Below are 24,537 nucleotides of genomic sequence, written 5' to 3'. Positions count from 1 at the left end.
CCTCTCCTACAAGAAACCGTCCAATATTGCCGGCAGGAGAAGGGGCGACTGTGTGCCCGACCCGAAAGGTCAGATATATGAATTTTTCTTATTTTTACAGTTGTTCATTACACTTCCATAATGATCGGCAATATCATCGGTCTGCGCCGGGTTTGCTCATAGAGGAAGCGTCCAAGCGCATCCTTGACATTGGTCTTGAGCGAAGCCCATTCGTTAACGTTCTCGCTCATTAATTTCTCCAACGTGCTGGAAACGATTCGGTTCGCCTCTTCAAGCAGGCCTTCGGACTCCCTTACGTATACGAAACCTCTGGAAATAATATCCGGACCGGATACGATTGTTCCATCCTGCTTGCTCAGCGTAACGACGACGACCAGAATGCCGTCCTGAGACAGCAGCTTGCGATCGCGAAGCACGATATTACCTACGTCGCCAACTCCAAGGCCATCAATCAGAACGTTGCCTGCTGGAACTTTACCGGCCTTGCGAGCGACGCCGTTCTGGATTTCCACCATTTCGCCAATATCGAGCAGAAAAATATTATCCGGGTCAACGCCGACGGACTCTCCGAGCAGTGCATGCTTCCGCAGCATGCGGTATTCCCCGTGGACGGGGATGAAAAATTTAGGTCGCATCAAATTCAGCATTAATTTCAATTCTTCCTGGCTGCCATGGCCGGATACGTGAACACCGGAATTCGAGCCGCTGTAAATCACCTCGGCGCCTAACCGGAACAGTTCATCGATCGTCCGTCCCACGTATTTTTCGTTACCAGGTACAGGAGTCGCTGCGATGATCACCGTATCCCCAGGCAAAATATCGACCTTGCGATGTGTGGAACGGGCCATGCGTGTTAACGCCGACATCGGCTCGCCTTGGCTGCCTGTACATAAAATGACGACGCGGTCCGCAGCCATTTTGTTTACTTCTTCCGGCTCGATCAGAATGCCGTCAGGGACGTTCAGATATCCGAGCTCCGAAGCAATCGTCACGACGTTAACCATGCTGCGTCCGATAATCGTCAGCTTGCGGTCCGTCGAATAAGCCGCATCGATTACCTGTTGAATCCGGTGCACGTTGGAAGCAAACGTAGCAACAACGACACGCTGCTGAGCCTTGCGGAAGATATCATCCAGGACGATGCCGACATTTTTCTCCGACGGTGTGAAACCAGGTTTCTCCGCATTCGTACTATCCGATAAAAGCGCTAGTACCCCTTTCTTGCCGATTTCCCCCATGCGGTGCAAATCAGCAAATTGATCATTGACTGGAGTATGATCAAATTTGAAGTCACCTGTGTGAACTACGTTGCCTTCCGGCGTTTCAATGCACACCCCAACCGAATCAGGAATACTGTGATTTGTTTTGAAGAATGTCGCTTTAAGCGTCGACCCCAGCTGCACTTCCGAATCGGCATGAATGAGCACGCGCTTTGTATCGCCCAGCAAGCCGGCTTCCTTCAGCTTGTTCTCGACCAGACCTAACGTTAATTTGGTTCCGTATACGGGAACATTCAAGTTTTTGAGTACATAAGGCAAGCCGCCGATATGGTCTTCATGCCCGTGCGTAAGCACGATGCCTCTTACTTTGTCACGGTTCTCCGTCAAGTAAGTGATATCGGGAATGACGATGTCAATGCCAAGCATGTCCTCTTCTGGAAATTTAAGGCCAGCATCAATTACAACGATGTCATTGGCATACTGAACGACGTACATGTTCTTTCCGATTTCCGCTACGCCGCCCAATGCAAAGATCGTCAATTTATCATTATTCATTTTTTTGGACAAGTGAATCTAACCCTCCTAGTTATTTGGACGTTGTATATTTTGATAACATTAAATTTTTTTAAATCACCGCACCCAGTCACTTGAAATCATTATACATGATTAAAATGGCAAAAAACAAGTCAAACACTTTACAGCTAGTTAACGTTACCTTATGCAATACCAAAAAAACCGATGCCCCAAAGCGGGCATCGGTTTCTGGAAGAAGAGCACATTTTTAACTTATTCCCTTAAGGGAGCAGATTGCGGATAAACGCAGCCTCTGCTTCCGTAGGCGGTACAAGCGGCAAACGTACAGAGCCTACGGCAAAACCAGTTTGGTTTAGCGCATATTTAACGGCAACCGGGTTTGGAACCGGATGCGGACATTCGAACAGCCCTTTGAATACCGGAAGCAGCCGCTGATGCAATTTGGCGGATTCGACCACTCGGCCATCCAAGAATGCTCCGATCATTTCCTTCATCTGATGGCCAATAATATGGCTGGCTACACTGACAATGCCATAGGCGCCGACAGACATGGCCGGCAAGGTGGCGGAATCGTCCCCTGAATACACTTTGAAGCCTTCAGGAGCACCGGCAACGATTTGGGTCACCTGCTCTAAAGATGCGCATTCTTTAGTCGCAACCACATTTGGAAGTTGGGCCAGGCGCAGTGTTGTTTCAGCCGTGAGGCCGATCACCGTACGGCTTGGTACATTGTACAGCATGACCGGAAGCTCCGTCGAACGGGCAATCGCTTCGAAATGGCGATACAAGCCTTCTTGGTTGGGCTTATTGTAATATGGCGCGACGAGCAGCACACCATCGACGCCGCACTTCTCTGCCTTTGCCGTCAATTGAATGGACTCTGCCGTATTGTTGCTGCCGGTGCCGGCAATGATTTTGCAGCGCCCGTTGGCTTGCTTCAAGGCAAATTCGAAAAGAGAAAGTTTCTCTTCTTCGCTTAGTGTTGGTGATTCCCCCGTCGTACCGCAAATGACCAGAGCATCTGATTTCTGCTCATCGATCAAATAGTCAATTAGCCTAGCCGTCTGCTCCCAGTCGATAACCCCTTGGTCATCGAAAGGAGTTACCATGGCCGTAATCAATCTTCCGAAATCCATGTTGTATCCCCCTCTAAAATAATTCACTGATGGGCAAGCTCGAACTTGGTGTGCAGCGCCCTAAGTGCCTGTACCATGTCCTCTTTGTTCACGAGCACCCATATCGTCGTATTTGAGTCCGCAGACTGCAATATTTGAATGCCCTGCTCGGTTAGTGCTTCAACGATCTGAGCCATAATTCCCGGCACCCCGTTAATCCCGCCGCCGATGACGGATACCTTAGCGCATCCGCTTAATATGCGGGGAGAGAAGCCCATCGATTCCAAAATCGCTTTCGCTTTCCCGGCATCGCTGTCAAATACCGTATAAACGACCCCCGAAGGGGTTACATTAATAAAATCGACGCTGATCGCGTGTGCAGCCATTGCTTTGAACACCTGCAGCTGCAAATTCGCCTCAGATTGTCCGGAAGATTGCACCGTAATCTGGGTTACATTTCCGACGTACGCTATTCCGGTAACATATCTGTCGACAACCCCTGTCTGTACATCTCTAAAGCCTTCAGGATTGGCAACCAGTGTCCCTTCGCTTTGCGAAAACGTGGAGCGGACTCGAATGGGTATGCCGGACTGCATCGCAATCTCAACTGCACGGGGATGAATGACCTTAGCTCCCTGATGGGCCATATTGCAGATTTCGGCATAACTGACATGCGTCAGAGCCCTGGCATCCTCGACAATGCGCGGGTCGGCTGTCAATATGCCGTTGACATCTGTATAAATATCAACCATTTCTGCATGCAGCGCCGCACCCAGCGCCGTAGCCGAAGTGTCGCTGCCGCCCCGTCCCAACGTCGTAAATTCACCGTTCACGTTCTGTCCCTGGAACCCCGTCACGATCACGACGTTCCGGTTCTCCAATTCCTCAATCACACGGGTGGGAACAACATCAAGAATGCGGGCATTGCCGAATTGGCTGTCCGTTCTGAATCCTGCCTGAGCTCCCGTCAGTACGGTGGATAGAATACCCTCGCGCTGCAGCAGACTGCTGAGCAAGCTGGCGGATATGATTTCACCGCAGCACAGCAGTAAATCCTGTTCTCGCGAGGAAAGAGATCCCCCCGCCTGCTCGATCAGATCAAGCAGCGTATCCGTTGCATAGGGATCTCCCTTCCGGCCCATAGCCGATACTACAACAACAAGCCGGTAGCCGTTATCCAGTTCCCGGCGAATGTGTGAAATGACATGCTCCCTCGCTTCTGCAGAGGAGAGGGATGTGCCGCCGAACTTCTGCACCATAATGTGCATGCATATTCCTCCAGTATGATGGCGGAGTAAAGCAGTACTTCATTCCGTCTTTCTTGAATTGCCTCTCTGCTATTTAACTCGGTAACGCTTGTGCTGCGACGATTTCCGCGTTTTAAACAGCGCTCCATACACTCCCTTAAATCAGGTTGTAGGATACGATCCACATGTTCAAACCGCGCTGATTACCCGGATTACGGCACAAGCGGACCGTGAATACCTACTGACCGTGAATACCTACTTCTCGCCGGATCATGTACGAGCTCTCCCCTGTTGCTCCTGCCACAACGAAATTAATTTAGTTGGGCCAGCCGGCACGTCTTCCTTTCCCCAAAAGAACTATATGTGAATTAATATGAATCCATTATCTGAATCGTTCAATAATCAGCGGCTGGTATTGCTTACCTTCCAGCGCGGCATAGGCTGCTTCGGGGACGAGCTCCATTCTGGCCACGAGGGAGTTTGGTTTGCCCGTCGGATTATCCTGTCCGAAAGGAACGAAATAAATATTCTTAGCAACGATTAATTTTGCGATATTAGCCAGGTTGAAGCCAAGACCGTCATTCGTTGATACAGCCAGCACGACAGGGCGCCCATTACGCAATTGGGCCTTCGCCGCCATCAATACCGGACTGTCGGTCACCGCGTTAGCAAGCTTGCTCGTCGTCGTTCCGGTGCAGGGCGCAATAACTAGAACGTCCAGCAGCCTCGTAGGCCCTAGCGGCTCAGCATCGACAATGGAGGAAATTATTTCATTCCCTGTTATCTCCTTCATCTGACTGCGCCAATCTTCCGACTTGCCAAACCGGGTATCCGTCGTTAATACCGTATGAGATACTATTGGAACCACCTTGGCTCCCTCGTCGACAAAGCGCTTGATTTGCGGCATTACTTCAGCAAACGTACAATGCGAACCTGTTATCGCATAGCCTACCGTTTTACCCTGCCAATTCACATTTCATCCCCCCGTAAATGGAACTCTTCCGATATCGACTGACAGATCGTATTCGCCATTATGATCCCTGCTGTCTTAGGAGCGACGATTCCGGGCAAACCAGGGGCCAGAAGCGCCTTGATTCCCCGCTTCTCCGCAAAGCGAAAATCAGTTCCTCCTGGAGCCGAAGCAAGATCAATAATGACGACGTTCCGGGGCAATTTCGAGATGATTTGTGCTGTGACTATCATAGTCGGAATCGTGTTAAAAATCAAGTCGATTCCCCCCGTATAAGCCCTCAAATCCGTTGCTACGAAAGGCTTCCATCCCATTTGGACAGCTCTGGCTGCCTGATCTTCCCGGCGAACCCCTACCTTCACGGTTGCTCCTAGGCCCTGCAAGGTTTGCGCCAAGGTAAACCCAGTCCTTCCTATGCCCAGCACGATACAGGTCGAACCATGAATCGTAATGTCGGTATGCTGAATCGCCATCATGATGGCTCCTTCAGCCGTTGGTATCGAGTTGAATATCGCCACATCATCCCGCTCAAGCAGCTCGATTAACTTGAAACTGAATTCGGCGGCCATGCGTTTCAATAAACTTTTGGCCATGCCTGTATAAACTACGGTCTCTTCCCGGATTTCCGCAAACATATCTTTCGTCAGCACAACCTCGTCGTTCGCAAACGGCGAGTCGACAACACCTTGGTCATTGCAGCCGATCACTGGAAACACGATAACGTCGGCCCGCATCAGCAAACCGGGAGACAGCTTCTCATGCGATACTCCGGATAGAGGAGGCTCCCATTGTTCGAAGCCGACTACCTTCACTGTAGCGTCAAGCTCCGTACACTTGTTAATAATTTGAATCTGCCGAGCATCTCCGCCAATAAATACAATTGTTAGTCCGGTAAGCATCGTGGACGTCCTCCTTCCAAGCTAGCACATTATAGAACATCTTATGCCGACGCCTATTAAGTGGTGATACCCGGTTCATAGGCTTTTGCCGCAAACAAAAAAGGCCTGCCGATCCTGTACCGATAAGTACAGGCCAGCAGCCTTCATGTTCTAGCATTGTGAATAAGCTAGTTTAGCGTAAATTCAATTTCTTCCGGTATGGCCGAATCCTCCGGCACCGCGCACAGTTTCAGACAATTCCTCAACCTGGACGAGGTTGACCTCAGGAACGATTTGGAATACCATTTGCGCAATGCGCTCTCCCCTCCGGAAGGTAAAGGGCTCGTCCCCGTGGTTGATCAACAGCACTTTTACCTCTCCCCGGTAGTCGGCATCGATTGTGCCAGGACTATTGAGGCAGGTAATGCCATGCTTGAACGCTAGTCCGCTGCGCGGTCGGATTTGGGCTTCCAGGCCAGCCGGCATGGCTAGGGCAAAACCAGTCGGAATCAGGGTGCGCTGTCCCGGATTCAGCACAACTTCATCGGTAATTGCGGCATATAGATCGAACCCGGAAGCCTGCAAAGACATCTTCTGCGGCAGCTCAAGATCTTCAGTTCCTGCTAAACGTTTAATTTCCACTTCATACGACAAGTTCATCTCTCCTTATTCCTGATAAGACGCGATCAGAGGAACCGACCATAGCCAGCGCATAGGGCTGTTTAAACATCCCTTGCAGCACATCACCGATATCCTCCATCGTTACTGCTTCGATTCGAGATATAATTTCATCCAGCGTGTAATGGCGTCCGAGCATCAGCTCGTTCTTGCCAAGCCGGTTCATCCGGCTGCTCGTACTCTCCAGGCTAAGGATTAGGCTTCCTTTCAGCTGCTCTTTCCCTTTGCTCAGTTCGCTCTCGGTCAGCCCTTTGAGCGAGACGTCATGCAGTATTTCCTTGGTCAGCTCCAGAACGTCCTTGGTTTGCTTAGGCGCCGTCCCCGCATATACGGTAAAAAGACCGCTATCCGCATGTGAGCTATGGTAAGAATATACGGAATAGGCAAGTCCCCGCTTCTCGCGGATTTCCTGGAACAACCTTGAGCTCATCCCGCCGCCCAAGGCATTGTTCAACAGCACCATGGCATACTGGTTTTTATCGCCAATTTGCAGCCCGGGGAAAGATAAGCAAATGTGATTTTGCTCTGTCTTCTTACGATGGAACTTCATTCCTCCGAGAAAATCAGGCGCAGCCAGAGCGCTCTCCGCTCCCCTAGAGCCAAAATCGCCAAAATGCTTCTCTAGCAGCTCAAGAATATTATCGTCATAGTTCCCGGCAATGCTGATGACCGTGTTGTCGACCGTATATTTTTCCCTCATATATGCTTTCAAATGGGAGGAGTCCATGGCCTGCAGCTGCTTCTCCGTCCCCAGAATAGGCAAGGCAAGAGGATGAGTTCCATAGGCTGCCTCGGAAATTAGGTCATGGACCATGTCATCCGGCGTATCTTCATACATCGCGATTTCTTCCAAAATGACATTTTTCTCTTTGCGCAGCTCTTCCTCATCGAACAACGATCTGAAGAACATATCAGATAACACATCCACCGCAATCGGCAAATGCTCATCCAGCACTTTAGCATAATAACACGTATATTCTTTTGACGTAAATGCATTTACGTTGCCGCCAATTGCGTCAAACTGCTCGGCGATCTCTTTAGCATCATACCGCTCGGTCCCCTTGAACAGCATGTGTTCTATAAAATGAGAAATACCGCCTAAATCAGGACTTTCGTTCCGTGATCCAGTTTTCACCCATATACCAAACGATACTGAACGGAAGGTTGGAATTTTCTCCATAACTACCCGCAGGCCGTTTTTAAGCTGTGTTTTGTGCACGAAAGGCCCTCCTAAAAAGTTTTACGAAGTAAAACTTTAGTTCTCATACTCCATAAAGCCAACATTATCCTATCAAAAAAAACAAGTTTACTCAACTCCCCGGCTTCAATACGCGGTCGCTTGACAACGTCTCCTCTACGGTTCCAAGTACTAATCCTTTCTCACGAATTACAGCGATCATATCCTTTAACGCCCGGCTGGATGATTCGGTAGGATGCATCAATATAAGCGTTCCGGGAGCTACCTTCGCCGATATTTTCTGAACGATGCTGGACGGAAGCGGTTTTTTCCAATCGACGGTATCCAGCGTCCACAGCACTGTTTTCAATCCATAATCGGCAGCCTGCCGCACGGTACGCGCATCAAAATCTCCGGAAGGCGGTGCAAACCAGCGATTGTCCACGTTCAGCTCGCTTTTGAGCAAATCCTTCGTTTTGGAAATTTCCAATCTGGCCCGGTAATCATCCAACTGGCTCATGTTCGGATGAGAATAGGCATGATTCTCCAGCTGATGTCCCCTCTTTTGGATTTCCTTGGCGATTTCCACGTTTTTCTTCAGCCAGCTCCCATCCAGAAAAAAGGTAGCTTTGACTTTGGCTTCGTCCAGCGTATCCAGCATCGGGACAATATACTCGTTCCCCCAAGCGACATTAATCATCAAGGCCACCATCGGTTTGTTTGGATTTCCGCGGTAAATCGGCTCCGGCGCCAAATCCTCCAAATTGACGTGCGGCTTCACTTCACGGTACTGGTAGGGAATATCGGCCCCCCGCGGGAGCTCTTTGGCTTTTTGATATGTCTTCTCAATGTCCACTTCAATTCCGTTATAACCTGGGATCGCCTTCCATACACGGTCTATGACCGCATCTACAGGCTCCTCACGCCGTTTCGCGGCTTCCTCCTGAATGATCTTCATCAGATCATCGTCGCTCGCTTCTGCAATTAGTCGGAATGCAAAATCACCGCTTTGCCTAACCGAGCTTTCTTCAACAAAAGCCCTTATTCCTCCCCACTGCCAAAATACAATTACGACGACGAAGCCAAGCAATATCGCGATGAGTTTATTCCGATACATGATAGCTCATCCCTTCACCCCGGTTTTGTCCTCATCATATGAAGACAAGTACTGTAATATGCAACAAACCGATGGTCTGGGCGAGAAATCCTGAAGAAACGGACAAATTAAAAAAGAGCCAGAATATTGTATTCTGTCTCTTTTCCCGCACATTTTGTAATGAAATATGGGGTTAACTTAGGTTGTTGATTTGGCTGCCTCTGCAGTTAACACTGCTTTGCGGGAAAGATTCACGCGACCTTGCTGGTCGATTTCCGTAACCTTGACGGTTATCGTATCACCGATAGCGACAACATCTTCCACCTTAGCAACACGCTCTGTAGAAAGCTGCGAAATATGAACCAGACCGTCTTTGCCTGGTAGAATCTCCACGAAAGCGCCGAATTTCTCGATCCGTTTTACCGTACCCACATAAATCTCACCGACGACAACTTCTTTCACGATGCCTTCAATGATCGAACGCGCCTTATTGTTCATCTCTTCGTTCGCAGAAGCAATGAATACGCGGCCATCCTGCTCGATATCGATTTTCACGCCGGTTTCTTCAATAATCTTGTTGATGATTTTGCCGCCTGCGCCGATCACATCGCGAATTTTGTCAGGGTTGATGTTCATGATGAGAATCTTAGGCGCATATGGAGACAAGCTTTCCTTCGGCTTCTGGATGCGCTCCATCATTTTGGAGAGGATGTGCATACGGCCTTCTCTCGCCTGGGTCAACGCGTCCGTAAGAATTTGGCGGTCGATGCCATCGATTTTAATATCCATCTGGATCGCAGTTACGCCTTCGGCAGTACCGGCTACTTTAAAGTCCATGTCGCCCAAGTGGTCTTCCATGCCTTGAATATCGCTCAGAATCGACACTTGATCGCCATCCTTGATCAGACCCATCGCGACACCCGCTACAGGCGCCTTAATCGGTACGCCAGCGTCCATCATCGCAAGCGTACTTGCACAAATGCTGGCTTGCGAGGTAGAACCGTTCGATTCCAATACCTCGGAGACGAGACGAATGGTGTACGGGAACTCCGATTCTGGCGGGATGACTTTGGACAATGCTCTTTCGCCAAGAGCTCCGTGCCCCACTTCACGGCGTCCCGGCGCACGCAGCGGACGAGCTTCGCCCACGCTAAACGGCGGGAAGTTGTAGTGATGCATAAAGCGCTTGGATTCTTCCAGATCAATTCCGTCAAGAATTTGTACGTCGCCTAGTGCACCAAGCGTACATACGCTGAGCGCCTGCGTTTGGCCACGCGTAAACAAGCCTGATCCATGCGTGCGCGGCAGCAGGCTGATGTCGCACTCGATCGGACGGATTTCTTCCAGCTTCCGGCCATCCGGACGGATCTTATCATGGGTAATCAGACGGCGTACTTCTTCCTTAACGATATCGTGAAGTACCTCCATCACGTCTTTAAGAAGCTCTGGAGACTCTATGTACTTCTCCTCAAAATGAGCCACGGTCTCCTCGTTGATGGCGTCGATCGCATCCTGACGAGCATGCTTCTCGGCAATTCTAACCGCTTCGATTAGACGGCTTGCCGCAAATTCACGAACCTCGCGATTGACTTCCTCATCTACGGAATGAAGCTTAACTTCCATCTTCTCTTTGCCGGCAATGGCAACGAGTTCTTCAATAACCGCCACGATATTCTTGATTTCCTCATGGCCGAACATGATCGCCTCAAGCATGACTTCTTCTGGCACTTCATTTGCTTCGGCTTCCACCATCATAATGGCATCCTTCGTACCCGCCACCACGACATAAATATCGCTTGCTTCCTGCTGGGCAACATCCGGATTAATAATAAACTGTCCGTCAACACGGCCGACAGCTACGCCGCCAATCGGTCCATTAAACGGGACATCCGAAATGCTCAGCGCTGCCGAAGTACCGATCATCGCCGCAATTTCTGGTTCGCAGTCTTGGTCAACGCTCATAACGAGGTTTACGATTTGCACATCGTTGCGGAATCCCTCTGGGAACAGCGGACGAATCGGACGGTCAGTCAAACGGCTCGCCAAAATCGCTTTCTCGCTGGGACGGCCTTCGCGTTTGATAAAGCCTCCCGGAATTTTACCTACGGCGTAGAGCTTCTCCTCATAGTTTACGGTGAGCGGAAAGAAATCGAGATCCTTCGGCTCGGAGGATGCTGTTACCGTACACAACACGGCTGTATCGCCGTAACGGACCATAACGGCTGCGTTTGCTTGTTTTGCCAAGCGGCCGGTTTCCAGTATAAGAGGTCTTCCTCCCAACTGCATTTTCACATGTTTCTCCATGAAATCCCTCCTTGTTCAGATAGAAATTCGTTATAGACTTCATTATTTCCTCCTTTTGCCCAAATCATAAAAGAAGTTGAAGTCTGTCCCCTTTCACAACAAAAGCTCCTGAAGGAGCTATAGATGCGTAAAAAACAAAGTATATACAATTTAACAACTGTTAAAAAGCAACCCGGCCGCCACCGTTCGCTATAATAGCGCATCCGGCGGCAACCAGGCTGCTTTAGATAACCTCGAGAAATTAACGACGCAATCCGAGCTTCTCGATCAAAGCGGAGTAGCGTTTTACGTCTTTGTTCTTCAGGTATGCCAACAACTTACGACGTTGGCCGACCATTTTCAATAGACCGCGACGGGAATGATGATCCTTCTTGTGCGAGCGCAAGTGTTCGGTCAAATTAACAATGTTCTCCGTAAGGATAGCAATTTGCACCTCTGGGGATCCTGTATCGGATTCATGAGTTTTGTGCTCTTCGATCAGTTGTTGTTTGCGTTCTTGAGTCAATGCCATCCTGTTCACCTCCTTTATCTAAATCGCCGTTAGCCTCGTCGCCGGGCGGTGAGGTCCGGTCAACCAAGCTAAGGTTATAGTTGTCATGTGGAAAAATACCAAACTTCACCACGAACAACGTAGATCAGTATACCATAAATGATGGACAAATGTAAATGCTATTAAACACCGGTTCGCCCATAAATTCGTTGATCCTTCTACTCGGCGGCAAGGAGCATGCTTTTAGCTGTGTCCGCATCTTTGCCGATCTGGGCTACAAGCTCGTCGATCGAGCCGAACCTTCGCTCCTCGCGAATGAATTCTACCAATTCTACGGATAGGGATTTGCCATATAAGTCCCCGTTAAAATCGAAGAGATGGATTTCCAAGGAAGGCGCTGACTTATCGTTATGGAAGGTCGGCTTGACCCCCACGTTCATAACGCCCTTCAATCGCTGTCCTTCATAGTTTACCCGCACAGCATAAACGCCCTTGGCGGGGAGTACGAAATGCTCGTCTGGCTTGAGATTCGCTGTAGGGAAGCCGATTTGCCGCCCGCGCTTCTCGCCGTGCATCACTGTCCCATAAATCGAATATCTTCGGCCCAGCCAGCGCGCAGCAAGCTGAACTTCTCCCTCCGCCAGCGCCCGGCGAATCCCGGAACTGCTCACCTTCTCTCCTTCTATGAGAAACGGAGGAACCGTATGAACCTCCAGGGTGTTATCGCTAAGCTCGCGCAGCATCCCGGCGTCGCCTTCCCCGCGATACCCGTAGCGGAAATCAAAGCCGACGACTGCTGTATGGATCTGAAGCGGAACGAGCACTCCCGCCACGAAATTTTGCGGGCTCACCCGCGAAAAAGCATCATTAAATTCCACGATATATACGTAGTCCACGCCCAAGCTTTTTAGAATTCGTTCCTTTTCCCGGGGGGGTGTCAAATAACCGTCATAATCGCCTTTTTTCATAACTTCTTTTGGATGGGGATGAAAAGTCATTACCGCAGCCGGTAAGTTTAAGGATGCCGCCGTCCTCACCGCTGATTCGATTACGCTCGCATGTCCAAGGTGCAAGCCGTCAAACTGGCCGATAGCCAGCACTTGGGGTCTGGCGTTATCGTCTATAACCTCTTTGGTAAGAGGATAAGTCAGATTTATTATTTCCACTGTTATTTCACCTGCAATTTCACTCGGATTAGCACGCTATTTCACTCTGGCGGGAAAACTTTGACTGGTGTAATCGCTCCGGTAGACGGTTCCCCGCGAAAAATGCCCAAAAACTGTCCCTCTGCACCGTACAATCGAATATTCTCTCCCCAGCGCACAGGGGGATCAAGCAGCCGAGAAGATAGTCTTTGTCCCTGCAAAGCCTGCTTGACCTTCTCTTCAGGGATACGATGTGCCGGAAGATGACTCACGGCCCGATCTACAGGAATAAGCCGTTCTTCCAATATCCCATCTGCCGCCAGAGCCGTTATTTCTTCAAGCGTCAAGCACTGGTCTTCCGTAATCCCTGCCGAGACCGTCCTTTTCAGCTCGGCCATTGCAGCCGGTACGCCTAGCGTACGGCCGATATCGACGCACAGCGTACGGATATATGTCCCTTTGGAGCACAGCACGCGAAAAGAAATGGACGGATATTCTCCACCTGGCTCATAAGAGATTAGCTCTAGCTCCTCAATCGTAACTTCCCTCGCTTTGCGCTCAACCGTCTTACCTTCCCGTGCTAATTCGTACAGACGTTTCCCGTCCTGCTTTAAAGCGGAATACATCGGCGGTACTTGGGATATCGTCCCGACAAACTGGCCTAAAGCCGCTCTAACCTCTTCCTCCGTAAGGCTGATCCCTTCCTTGCGTTCAATGATTGAGCCTGACATGTCCTCCGTATCGGTGGCGATACCGAGATACAGCGTAGCTTCGTATTCCTTGGGCAGCTCCTGCAGGTACTCCACCATCCGGGTCGCCCGTCCGAGGCAAAGGGGCAGCACCCCGGTAACCGCCGGGTCCAGCGTTCCGGTATGGCCGATCCTTTTCATTTTTAATATGCCACGGGTTTTGGCCACAACGTCGTGAGAGGTGAATCCTGCAGGCTTATGGACGGCAAGTATTCCTTCATAAGACTTCTGCTTCATAGTCGGGCCTTCACCTGCTCTACAATCTGCGAGACAACCTCGTCTAGACTCCCTTGCATCCGTACTCCTGCGGCGCGAACATGACCGCCTCCACCAAAGCTTTGAGCAACAGCTGCTACGTCAACCTTGCCAGCCGACCTCATACTCACCTTCACGGCATTGTCATCAATCACCTTGAACAGCAAGCCAACTTCAACGCCTTGAATATTGCGGGGATAATTCACAATCCCCTCCAGATCCTCATGGATGGCCCCGGACAACTTCATGTCCTCGTCATCGATCGTAACCCAGCCGATCTTGCCGTCCTCTGTCATCTGCAGTCCATTCAAGGCTCTAGTCAGCAGCCGAATTTGTGCCAAAGTCATTTCTTCCAGCAGCAGTTGCGACAATCCCGGGCCATCTACCCCATATGCCAATAGATCAGACGCGATAGCCATCACTTTAGGGGAGGTGCAGGAATAACGGAATCCTCCTGTATCGGTTAAAAGACCGGTATACAGCGCTGTAGCCACGTCCCGATCGAGCCCGAATTTCAGCCGTTTCACTAGCTCATACAGCACCTGAACCGTGGCTGCGGCTTCAGGTACGATAAGGTTGATGCCTCCGAAGCCATCATTGGTCGGATGATGATCAATGTTCAAAATTTCTGCGTCCGGCGCAAAATATTCGCTGGCTTTCCCGACTCTGCGGAAATCAGCGCAATCGACGCAGATAATATGTTTATAAGTTTTACCTAAAGGGGTCACTGACAGATCCATGATGCGATCCGAATGCAGCAGGTACGACATACGCTGAGGAATCGGCCCTTCGTTGACCATAACGTAATTCTTACCCAGACATGAGAGAAGCCAGCCCACCACAAGGGTGGAACTGACTGCATCTCCGTCCGGCTGTACATGCGACACTACCAGGAAATCATCATGATCCTTCAGAAATTGCTCTACCTGTAGGAACTCCTGTTCATTGGTCTGCATTGCCGTCTCCTTTAAATTCATTTATCCTCGTCTTGCGTAATCTCGCCCAGCAGCTTCTCAATACGGCTGCCATATTCAATCGACTCATCGACTTTAAAGATCAATTCTGGTGTGTGACGCAAACGCATCCGCTTGCCAAGCTCGGTCCGCAGAAAACCGATTGCTTTCTCCAGCCCTTTCAGCGATTCCGACTTTTTCTCCTCATCGCCGAAAACACTGATGTATACCTTCGCCTGCGAAAGATCGCTTGTCACGTCGACGCCAGTCACCGTGACAAATCCGATCCGAGGATCCTTGACCTCATTCTGAATGAGCAGGCTGAGCTCTTTCTTTATCTGTTCGCCTACGCGGCCAGTACGATTTTTAGCCATTGTTGTCACCTCACCTTACTTCCGTTCGACGGCCTCCATAATAAATGCTTCGATAACGTCGCCCTCTTTAATGTCATTAAAGTTATCAAGGGTAATACCGCACTCGTAGCCTTGAGCGACTTCCTTCGCATCGTCTTTGAAGCGTTTGAGCGAGTCGATTTTGCCTTCATATACGACGATTCCGTCGCGAATGAGGCGGGTTTCGGCATTGCGCGTAATTTTACCGGAAGTTACCATACAGCCCGCAATCGTGCCTACGCGGCTAAGCTTGAACGTATCGCGAACTTCGGCATGACCAATGACAACTTCTTTGTATTCAGGATCAAGCATCCCTTTCATCGCCTGCTCGATTTCCTCGATCGCTTTATAGATGACGCGGTGGAGACGAATATCCACCTTCTCCTGCTCGGCCGTCGCCTTCGTCTGATTATCCGGACGAACGTTGAAGCCGATTACGATCGCATTGGAAGCAGCCGCAAGAATGATGTCAGATTCTGTGATGGCGCCTGCACCGCTGTGAATGATTTTCACGCGTACGCCTTCCACTTCGATTTTCTCCAAGGAGCCTTTAAGCGCCTCTACAGAGCCTTGCACGTCTGCCTTGATGATGACGTTAAGATCTTTGATCTCGCCTTCCTTGATATGGCGGAACAAATCATCGAGCGTAACGCGCGTATTACCGCCAAGCTCGGATTGGCGATGGGTAATGGCGCGCTTCTCGGCAATGGAACGGGCTTTCCGCTCGTCCTCGAATACCATGAACGGATCGCCAGCCAGCGGCACTTCCGTTAAGCCTGTAATTTCTACTGGTGTGGACGGCCCGGCTTCCTTGATGCGGCGGCCTTTATCATTGACCATAGCCCGGATACGGCCAAAGCAGTTACCAGCTACGAACGCATCGCCGACTTTCAGCGTACCGTGCTGCACGAGCACGCGGGCAACCGGTCCGCGGCTCTTGTCCAGCTCGGCCTCGATGACCGCACCGCGCGCGCGTTTTTCCGGATTCGCTTTATATTCATTAACTTCCGCTACGAGCAGAATCATTTCCAGCAAATCTTCCAATCCCATTCTTTGCTTCGCGGATACGTTGACGAAGATCGTATCTCCGCCCCATTCCTCTGGAACGAGACCATACTCCGTCAATTCCTGCTTCACTTTATCTGGATTGGCCGTCGGCTTGTCGATCTTGTTGACAGCCACGATGATCGGCAGGCCAGCAGCTTTGGCGTGGTTGACCGCTTCTACCGTTTGCGGCATGACGCCGTCGTCTGCCGCGACGACGATAATAGTAATATCTGTTAATTGGGCACCGCGGGCACGCATCGCCGTAAACGCTTCGTGGCCCGGAGTATCCAGGAACGTAATCTTTTTATTATTAATCTCTACCTGGTAAGCACCAATATGCTGGGTAATGCCGCCAGCCTCGCCGCTGCTGACATTTGTCGAACGAATAGCGTCGAGAAGCGTCGTCTTACCATGGTCGACGTGTCCCATAATCGTTACAACCGGAGGACGTTCTCTCAAATCCGCTTCATCATCGTTCTCTTCGACGGTCTCGAAACGATCTTCCTCAACCGGAATTTTCACTTCAACCTCTACGCCGAAGTCGCCGGCGAGCAGGAGAATCGTATCAATGTCCAGCTCTTGGTTAATCGTCGCCATGACGCCGAGCATAATGAGCTTCTTGATCACTTCAGAAGCGTCCTTGTGCAGAAGCTTGGCTGCTTCCCCAACAGTCATGTTGCCGCGAACAATAATTTTCTTCGGTGTGTTGTCAATTTTCTCGCGAGGCGGCTGCGGAGCACCTTTACCACCTCTGCCGCCTTTACCGCCGCGGTTGTTCTTGAAATTCCCCGGTCTGTTATCGTCAAAACGTCTTTGACCTGGTCTGTTATTATTCCCTTTGCGGCCTTTATCTTGACTTCTTCCGGCATTATCATTGTTAGAATGCTCCTGGCGCGGCGCCGAAGCTTGACTGCGGTTCCCTTGGGAGGATGCATGGCCTGTGCCCTGTCCCGCCCGCGGGCCGCTTGAACCGGCATTTGAACGTTGTCCGCCAGCTTGCTGCGAACTCCGGTTCCCCTGGGAATTGTTGCGATTCCCCTGCTGATATCCGCCGCTTGGACGGTTATTTCTTTCCTGCGTTGCTTGTGCTCCTCCCGGGGAGGATGTATTTGCGTTATTTGTTCTATTATTCATACTTACCTGCTTTTCTTGTTGATTTTTGGTGTTGCTTGATCCGCTGCTGCTGGTTCTAAGGCTCTGCCCTTGATCTTCACGCTGACCGGCGTTCGTGCCGGTCCCGGTTTTCGGCGATTGACTTCCTCCTGCGGAAGCGGGAGCCGACGATTTGGCAGGAGATTTCACAGGCTCGGAACCTTCCCTTTTGGCGGCGGCATTGCTCCTAATATCTTTGAAAAACTGCTCTACCCGTGTTACGGCATCATTCTCCATCACACTCATGTGGTTATTGACCGGAATGTTCAACCGCTTAAGAATTGTAATAATTTCCTTACTGCTCATATTGAGCGATTTCGCATATTCATATACCCTGAGCTTATCTTTGTTCTCTTGTTTACTCAATATACTCCACCTCCGACGTTTTCACGATCGTTTTCCGAATCATATCGGCAAATCCCTGATCGATCAGAGCCAGAACGACCCGTTCCGGCTTGCCGACGCTAGAGCCAAGCTCTTCACGGCCGAATCCGATGATCAGTGGAATTTTATAGGTTGCGCACTTGTCGCGAAATTTCTTGAGGGCATTCTCCGACGCATCCTCTGCTACGATTACAAGCTTAGCCTCCCCGGAGCGAACCGCCTTAAGAACGCTCTCGTCCCCGGTAACTACTTTGCCTGCCCGCATCGCCAGTCCAAGCCCGGACAGCACCTTACTCATCCGCATCCTCTTCCCGGTCGCGTTCAGCAATGAACTCATCCTCGACCGCAAGGAAGTCCCGTGCCAATTGCTCATAAACCTCCGCGCCTACCGGAGATTTCAGCGCCCTGTCCAAAGCCCGGTTCTTATGAGCCAGTTTGAAGCAGGACGCTTGGCCGCATAAATAAGCGCCGCGGCCAGATTTTTTGCCGGTCAAATCTATCGATACGTCTCCCTCGGGAGAACGAACGACGCGAATCAGCGATTTCTTGGGCTTCATTTCATTGCAAGCCACGCATTTGCGCAGCGGTATCTTTCTAGGCTTCATTTCCATCGCCCCCCTTACATACTTGCATTAGAGGTTGAAGTTAATCGACAGAGACGGAATCCTGCGGCATTTCGCCAGAATCGGTCTTCTCTCTTCCAAATTCCTCTTCCGCTTGACTCTCGCTCTTAATGTCGATCTTCCATCCCGTCAGCTTCGCTGCAAGGCGCGCATTCTGTCCTTTAATACCGATAGCGAGCGAAAGCTGGTAATCGGGAACGATCACCCGGGCCATCTTCTCCTCTTCGAATACCTGAACTTCCAGCACCTTCGAAGGGCTAAGCGCGTTAGCTACATATTCCTCAACATTCTCGGAATAACGCACGATATCGATTTTCTCACCGCGAAGCTCGTTGACGATTGTTTGGACGCGAGTCCCCTTAGGGCCTACGCAAGAGCCAACCGGATCCACTTCGCTATTGCGGGAGTAAACCGCGATTTTGGAACGGAATCCGGCTTCACGCGCTACGGAGCGAATCTCAACGACGCCGTCAAATATCTCCGGCACTTCAAGCTCGAACAGACGCTTCAGCAGTCCCGGATGCGTGCGGGACAGCAGGATTTGCGGCCCCTTGGTCGTATTCTCTACTTTCGTGATGTACGCCTTGATCCGGTCGCCATGCTTGAACTTCTCGTTAGGCATGAGTTCATTCAGCGGAAGATGGGCCTCGATTTTGCCCAGATCCACATACACGTTGCGTTGATCCTGACGCTGCACGATCCCCGTAACGATATCCTCTTCCTTCTCGATAAATGCGTTGTAAATCAATCCCCGCTCTGCTTCGCGGATACGTTGGGTTACAACTTGCTTAGCCGTCTGTGCAGCGATGCGCCCGAAATCGCGAGGCGTTACCTCGATCTCGGAAATATCGTCCAATTGAAAGCTTGGATTAATCTCACGGGCGGCCGACAGTGAAATTTCCGTCCGGGGATCAAGCACTTCTTCTACAACCAGCTTGCGGGCAAATACTTTAATCGCCCCGGTGTGGCGATTCATATCGACGCGAACGTTCTGTGCCGTGTTAAAATTGCGTTTGTAGCTGGAAATCAGAGCTGCTTCGATCGCTTCGAACAAAATGTCCTTGCTGATTCCTTTCTCCCTTTCCAACTCATTTAAGGCTTCAATAAAATCCATACTCATCTGCCTCGAGTTCCCCCTTTCATCTTCCCGTTCAGGTCACTAAAAAATGATGGCCAACCTTGCGCTGGCAACTTTGTTATATGGAATGGCATAATTCTTCTTTCCTACGGCAATGACCAGTTCCTCATTGTCAAAAGAAAGAAGCCGGCCTTCAAATTCCTTCAGACCTTCTACCGGTTCATATGTAGTTACAAATACATCCTTGCCTACGGCTTTGGCTACATCCTCTGCCTTTTTGAGCGGACGCTCCGCCCCAGGTGAAGAAACTTCCAGAAAATAAGCGGACGGAATCGGATCGTCAGCATCCAGCTTCTCGCTCAGATATTCGCTGATCCGGCCGCAGTCATCGATATCGATGCCGCCATCCTTGTCAACGAAGACGCGCAGAAACCAATTGCTACCTTCCTTCACATATTCCACGTCTACCAGTTCAAAGCCGTTCTCCTGCAAAAAGGGCAGAACCATCTCTTCCACGGTCGCTTTGATCTTCGGTGTGCTCAAGCGTACATACCTCCATCATTTTCATTCCTATATACCAAAGAGTAAAGAGTGGGTTTCCCCACTCTTTAAACAACGGCTCTATCTCCATGATTACCAAAAAAATTATAACATAGTCCGGCATGAGTGACAAGTAAATCACCTTTACTTCAGTAACTTGAAGCTAGTCCGTGAGATTGGATTTTAAAACAGGGAAAGCTGGTTGCTTTCGGGAAGTCCCCGGAAGCATCCCATCGAACCGAGCAGCTCCACCACTGTTTTTGATGCTTTGGATTTCTGCTGGAAATCCTCGATCGACAGGAATTCCCCCTGCTCCTTCGCAGCGGCGATATTTTTGGCCGCATTATCGCCGATTCCCGCAAGCGCGGAAAACGGAGGGATCAGGGCATCGCCGTCAACGATAAAGCGCGTTGCGTCGGAGCGGTAAAGATCGATGCTCTTGAAGCGGAAGCCGCGGGCCGTCATCTCCAGCGCCATTTCCAGGATCGGCAGCATGTTCCGTTCCTTCGGCAGCGCCTGGAAGCCCTTTTGCTCGATTTCTTCAATTTTGCGATAGATCGCTTCATACCCTTGGCAGAATAGCTCAATGTCGAAGTCTTCACCGCGCACTGAGAAATACGTCGCATAGTATTCTATCGGATGATACAGCTTGAAGTATGCGGTTCGGACCGCCGAAATAACATATGCGGCAGCGTGCGCCTTCGGGAACATGTATTGGATTTTAAGACAGGAGTCTATATACCATTGCGGCACTTTGCATCTCTTCATCTCATCAATCCACTCTTGGGTCAGACCCTTCCCTTTACGTACACTCTCCGTAATTTTAAACGCCAAGCCAGCATCCATACCAGCTTTGTAGATCAGATACAGCATGATATCGTCCCGACAACCGATAACCGTCTTAATGTTGCATGTCCCATTCTTGATCAGTTCCTGGGCATTGCCCAGCCATACTCCCGTACCATGGGACAACCCCGAAATTTGTAGAAGGTCGGCAAACGAAGATGGCTGCGATTCGATCAGCATCTGACGCACGAACTTCGTCCCCATCTCCGGAACGCCATACGTCGCTACAGGGGTACGGATTTGCTCCGGAGTAACCCCGAGCGCCTCGGTAGAGTTGAACATGCTCATGACCTTCGGATCATTCATCGGAATCGTCGTCGGATCGACGCCGGTCAAATCCTGGAGCATCCGCATCATCGTCGGATCATCGTGTCCGAGAATATCGAGCTTCAGCAGGTTCGCGTCGAAGGCGTGATAATCAAAATGCGTTGTCTTCCATTCGGCATTGACATCATCCGCAGGATACTGTACCGGCGTAATGTCTTCAACCTCGATATAATCCGGTACGACGACAATTCCGCCTGGATGCTGCCCTGTGCTGCGCTTCACGCCTGTACATCCGGCTGCAAGCCGGTTCAGCTCGGCGCCGCGCCACTGCTTATGGTGTTCTTCTTCGTATTTTTTTGCGAAGCCAAACGCCGTTTTCTCGGCGACCGTGCCGATCGTTCCAGCCCGGAACACGCTTTTCTCCCCGAACAGCTCTTTCGTGTAGTTATGGGCGTGGGGCTGATATTCCCCCGAGAAGTTCAAGTCAATATCGGGAACCTTGTCACCCTTAAACCCGAGAAACGTCTCGAAAGGAATGTCCTGGCCTTCGCCCTTCAGCTTTTCGCCGCATTTTGGACACGGCTTGTCCGGAAGATCGAATCCGCTCGGCACGCTTCCGTCCAAGAACCATTCGCTATACTTACACTCTGGGTTCAGACAGATATAATGCGCTGGAAGCGGATTAACCTCCGATATCCCGAGGAAAGTTGCCACTACGGAGGAACCGACTGAACCCCGGGAGCCCACCAGGTAACCGTCTCTGTTCGATTTTTTAACGAGCCGCTCGGAAATCAGGTAGTTGGCCGAGAAGCCGTATTTAATGATCGGCTCTAGTTCCTTTTCTAGACGCTGAACGACAACCTCCGGCAAATCCTCGCCATAAATCGATCTAGCGGTCTCGTAGCAAGTATTGCGAATTTCCTCATCGGCCCCTTCAAGAATCGGAGTGAACAGCTTATCCGGGAACAGCTCCAGGTCTTCAAAAGAATTGGCCAACTCCGACGTATTTTTCACCACGACCTCATATGCCTTCTCTTCCCCAAGAAATTGGAATTCCTCCAGCATTTCTTCGGTCGTCCGGAAATGTGCATCCGGCTTGCGGATATCCTTAAGCGGGCTGAACCCCGTAATGCCGTGGATCGTAATATCCCTGTATATTTTGTCGCGAGGATCTAGGTAGTGCACGTTGCCGGTAGCCACAACCGGTTTGCCAAGCTTGAAGCCGATTTGGCAGATTTTGCGCAGCGCCGTCTCCAGCTCCTGAACACTCCCTACCAGCCCCTTCTCAACAAGATGCATGTACATCGTGAGCGGCTGAATTTCCAGCACATCATAAAATTCCGCCACTTGCTCGGCTTCCTCTACTGATTTATTCAGAACTGTCTCAAAGAACTCGCCCTTCTCACAGCCGGATAAAATCAACAGACCTTCCCTCATCTCGGCAAGCTTCGACTTCGGAATGCAGGCAACCCGTTTGAAATACTCCGTGTGGGACATGGAGACCAATTTGTACAAATTCTTCTTCCCGGTCATATTGAGCGCATAGATGCAGCAGTGGAACGGCCGCGCATTGGACAAATCCTTGCCTACCTTCGCGTTAAGCTGATCCAGCGTTTTATATCCCTCAATCTTGACCGCGTCGTCCAAGAGACCGTTTAGGATTTCGCCCAAAGCTAAGGTATCGTCAATCGCTCGGTGATGGTTCTCGAGCGATACCTTATATTTGGCGGCAAGCGTGTTGAGACGGTGATTCTTCATCGTCGGAAACAGCATCCGGGCCAGCTCGAGCGTATCGAGCACCGGATTGTTCAGCTGTGGCAGCCCAAGCTCCTTGAGCTTGGCATTCACGAAATCGATATCGAATCTGGCGTTATGGGCAACCAGAATGGCATCGCCCACAAATTCAACAAATTTCTTCAGCACAGGTTCTACGTCTGGAGCATCCCTGACCATGTCATCGTTAATATTCGTCAATTGTTGAATATTGTAAGGGATGCGCACATGGGGATTTACGAACGTAGCATAACGGTCAATTTCCTTGCCTTCCACCATTTTGACCGCGGCAATTTCGATGATTTTGTTCTGCGTTACCGACAAGCCCGTCGTCTCGATATCGAATACGATATATGTAGCGCTCTTCAAGTCATCCGGACGCGGATGAAGGACGACGGCAACATTATCATTGACCACGTTCGCCTCTAGCCCGTAAATCATTTTGATTCCATGCTTGCTTGCTGCTTTAACGGCCTCCGGATAACTTTGAATGCCGCCATGATCAGTAACGGCAATCGCCTTATGTCCCCATTTGGCCGCTGTTTTGATATATTCGCCAATTGGAGTTACCGCATCCATCGTGCTCATGGTCGAATGCAGGTGGAACTCGACGCGCTTCTCTGGCGCGTTGTCCTTCCGGCTTGGCGGAGCGGTCACTTCATTCACGTCAGAAGGGATCATGACAAGCTCCGGCACAGGCATGAAGCGATCCATTTCCACCCGGCCGCGGGCCCTGATCCACTTGCCGTTGGCCAGCTGGTTCATGATTTTCAGATCTTCCTTATTTTTGGCGAACAGCTTCATTTGCAATGAATCCGTATAATCCGTCAAATTGAAAATAAACAATGTGTTCCCGTTGCGCAGCTCCTTACGATCCAATCCAAAAATCACGCCCTGAATCGTAATCTTCTTCTCCTCGTCCTGTATTTCCTGAAGCGGAACCGGCTGCTCTTTGATATCGTATCCGATCTGCAGCTTGACGACTTCGCCTTCGTCCTCTTCCGGAGGAGCTTCCATCGCCATGCTCTCCATCATTTGCTGAATCACTTCGCGCTCTTCCTCAACGATACGCTGCTGGAACTCTTCAAATGCTTCGGCACTATTCTCCCCAGTCTGCAGCTTTACGCGAAGATTTAAAGTAAAATACGTTTCGTAGAAAGATACGATATAACGATCGATATTTTTCTTCTTGGCCAGTTCAAGGGCCATTGCATCGCTGAACGTAATCGTCACCAGATCGCCCTCAGTCTCGCAAATCGCCCGGGCCAGCCAGCCATTGACGGACGGCACTTCCCGCTGCACCCACTCGATAAACAGCTTCCAGTACTCCGACACGATATCGGCTGCGGATACATCCTTCCCATATCGAAACTCGAACGAAATTTGCGCGATATGCTCCAGCCGTTCCTTCACACGCAAACAAAAAGTACGATAAGCCTGGGCAGGCACGAGTGATTCTTTGCCGATGGCAATCTTCCACTCCCGGTTGCTTCGGCTTACTTCCACCTGCTCAATCCATCCGTCTAGGAAATATGGATCGGTCAAACCAGCAGGCATTTCCGCTTGCTGCATTAACAACTCCAGCCGTTGTCTCTTCTCCCCAACTGCGGTCATGATATCCTCC

General features: G+C 50.5%; 20 protein-coding genes. All 20 read right to left on the bottom strand.

Features of this window, described 5'->3' with window-relative positions; translation table 11 throughout:
• Positions 1-107: 107 nt before the first annotated feature.
• Positions 108-1,787, bottom strand: coding sequence for a ribonuclease J (locus QNH46_RS11115; RefSeq protein WP_283928130.1), 1,680 nt, complete (start codon positions 1,785-1,787; stop codon positions 108-110).
• Between the two features lie 227 nt (positions 1,788-2,014).
• Positions 2,015-2,890 carry a 4-hydroxy-tetrahydrodipicolinate synthase gene (dapA, locus tag QNH46_RS11110; protein WP_283928129.1) on the bottom strand — a complete coding sequence of 292 codons (876 nt, stop codon included), beginning with the start codon at positions 2,888-2,890 and terminating at the stop codon, positions 2,015-2,017.
• 23 nt (positions 2,891-2,913) lie between these two features.
• Positions 2,914-4,137 carry an aspartate kinase gene (gene dapG, locus QNH46_RS11105; protein ID WP_283928128.1) on the bottom strand — a complete coding sequence of 408 codons (1,224 nt, stop codon included), beginning with the start codon at positions 4,135-4,137 and terminating at the stop codon, positions 2,914-2,916.
• Between the two features lie 361 nt (positions 4,138-4,498).
• The gene (locus QNH46_RS11100) at positions 4,499-5,089 is read right to left on the bottom strand and encodes a dipicolinate synthase subunit B (protein WP_283928127.1); all 591 of its coding nucleotides are present in this window, start codon (positions 5,087-5,089) and stop codon (positions 4,499-4,501) included.
• Positions 5,086-5,985 carry a dipicolinate synthase subunit DpsA gene (gene dpsA, locus QNH46_RS11095; protein WP_283928126.1) on the bottom strand — a complete coding sequence of 300 codons (900 nt, stop codon included), beginning with the start codon at positions 5,983-5,985 and terminating at the stop codon, positions 5,086-5,088. The genes QNH46_RS11100 and dpsA overlap by 4 nt, the downstream gene beginning before the upstream one ends.
• A 183-nt stretch (positions 5,986-6,168) precedes the next feature.
• Complete coding sequence (gene dut / locus QNH46_RS11090) at positions 6,169-6,624, bottom strand: dUTP diphosphatase (RefSeq protein WP_283928125.1); 456 nt, start codon at positions 6,622-6,624, stop codon at positions 6,169-6,171.
• Entirely contained in the window at positions 6,608-7,861 is a 1,254-nt protein-coding gene (locus tag QNH46_RS11085; protein WP_283928124.1) for a M16 family metallopeptidase, read from the bottom strand. The genes dut and QNH46_RS11085 overlap by 17 nt, the downstream gene beginning before the upstream one ends.
• Before the next feature lie 91 nt (positions 7,862-7,952).
• Positions 7,953-8,936, bottom strand: coding sequence for a polysaccharide deacetylase family protein (locus QNH46_RS11080; protein ID WP_283928123.1), 984 nt, complete (start codon positions 8,934-8,936; stop codon positions 7,953-7,955).
• 177 nt (positions 8,937-9,113) lie between these two features.
• Positions 9,114-11,219, bottom strand: coding sequence for a polyribonucleotide nucleotidyltransferase (pnp, locus tag QNH46_RS11075; RefSeq protein WP_283928122.1), 2,106 nt, complete (start codon positions 11,217-11,219; stop codon positions 9,114-9,116).
• Positions 11,220-11,460: 241 nt separating this feature from the next.
• On the bottom strand, positions 11,461-11,730 hold the full coding sequence (rpsO, locus tag QNH46_RS11070; RefSeq protein WP_055108415.1) for a 30S ribosomal protein S15: 270 nt from the start codon (positions 11,728-11,730) through the stop codon (positions 11,461-11,463).
• A 197-nt stretch (positions 11,731-11,927) separates the two neighbouring features.
• Positions 11,928-12,875 (bottom strand): bifunctional riboflavin kinase/FAD synthetase, encoded by a 948-nt coding sequence (locus tag QNH46_RS11065; RefSeq protein ID WP_283928121.1) that lies wholly within the window; start codon positions 12,873-12,875, stop codon positions 11,928-11,930.
• Positions 12,876-12,916: 41 nt separating this feature from the next.
• Positions 12,917-13,840, bottom strand: a complete 924-nt coding sequence (gene truB / locus QNH46_RS11060; protein ID WP_283928120.1) for a tRNA pseudouridine(55) synthase TruB — start codon at positions 13,838-13,840, stop codon at positions 12,917-12,919.
• The gene (locus QNH46_RS11055) at positions 13,837-14,814 is read right to left on the bottom strand and encodes a DHH family phosphoesterase (protein ID WP_283928409.1); all 978 of its coding nucleotides are present in this window, start codon (positions 14,812-14,814) and stop codon (positions 13,837-13,839) included. The genes truB and QNH46_RS11055 overlap by 4 nt, the downstream gene beginning before the upstream one ends.
• Positions 14,815-14,831: 17 nt before the next feature.
• The gene (gene rbfA, locus QNH46_RS11050; RefSeq protein ID WP_213588587.1) at positions 14,832-15,185 is read right to left on the bottom strand and encodes a 30S ribosome-binding factor RbfA; all 354 of its coding nucleotides are present in this window, start codon (positions 15,183-15,185) and stop codon (positions 14,832-14,834) included.
• A 15-nt stretch (positions 15,186-15,200) separates the two neighbouring features.
• A complete protein-coding gene (gene infB / locus QNH46_RS11045) occupies positions 15,201-17,768 on the bottom strand; it encodes a translation initiation factor IF-2 (protein WP_283928119.1) in 2,568 nt (855 codons plus the stop codon).
• The gene (locus QNH46_RS11040; RefSeq protein ID WP_283928118.1) at positions 17,761-18,084 is read right to left on the bottom strand and encodes a L7Ae/L30e/S12e/Gadd45 family ribosomal protein; all 324 of its coding nucleotides are present in this window, start codon (positions 18,082-18,084) and stop codon (positions 17,761-17,763) included. The genes infB and QNH46_RS11040 overlap by 8 nt, the downstream gene beginning before the upstream one ends.
• Positions 18,077-18,391: an RNase P modulator RnpM gene (gene rnpM / locus QNH46_RS11035; RefSeq protein ID WP_283928117.1), complete on the bottom strand. Its 315-nt coding sequence runs from the start codon at positions 18,389-18,391 to the stop codon at positions 18,077-18,079. Before rnpM ends, QNH46_RS11040 begins: the two co-directional genes overlap by 8 nt.
• Before the next feature lie 40 nt (positions 18,392-18,431).
• Positions 18,432-19,529, bottom strand: coding sequence for a transcription termination factor NusA (gene nusA, locus QNH46_RS11030; protein ID WP_155611006.1), 1,098 nt, complete (start codon positions 19,527-19,529; stop codon positions 18,432-18,434).
• 39 nt (positions 19,530-19,568) lie between these two features.
• Entirely contained in the window at positions 19,569-20,030 is a 462-nt protein-coding gene (gene rimP, locus QNH46_RS11025) for a ribosome maturation factor RimP (protein ID WP_283928116.1), read from the bottom strand.
• 180 nt (positions 20,031-20,210) lie between these two features.
• Complete coding sequence (locus tag QNH46_RS11020; RefSeq protein ID WP_283928115.1) at positions 20,211-24,527, bottom strand: PolC-type DNA polymerase III; 4,317 nt, start codon at positions 24,525-24,527, stop codon at positions 20,211-20,213.
• Between the last annotated feature and the right edge of the window lie 10 nt (positions 24,528-24,537).

Source organism: Paenibacillus woosongensis (genome assembly GCF_030122845.1).
GTDB classification, from domain to species: domain Bacteria; phylum Bacillota; class Bacilli; order Paenibacillales; family Paenibacillaceae; genus Fontibacillus; species Fontibacillus woosongensis_A.
This window is presented reverse-complemented; position numbering and strand designations above follow the sequence as displayed.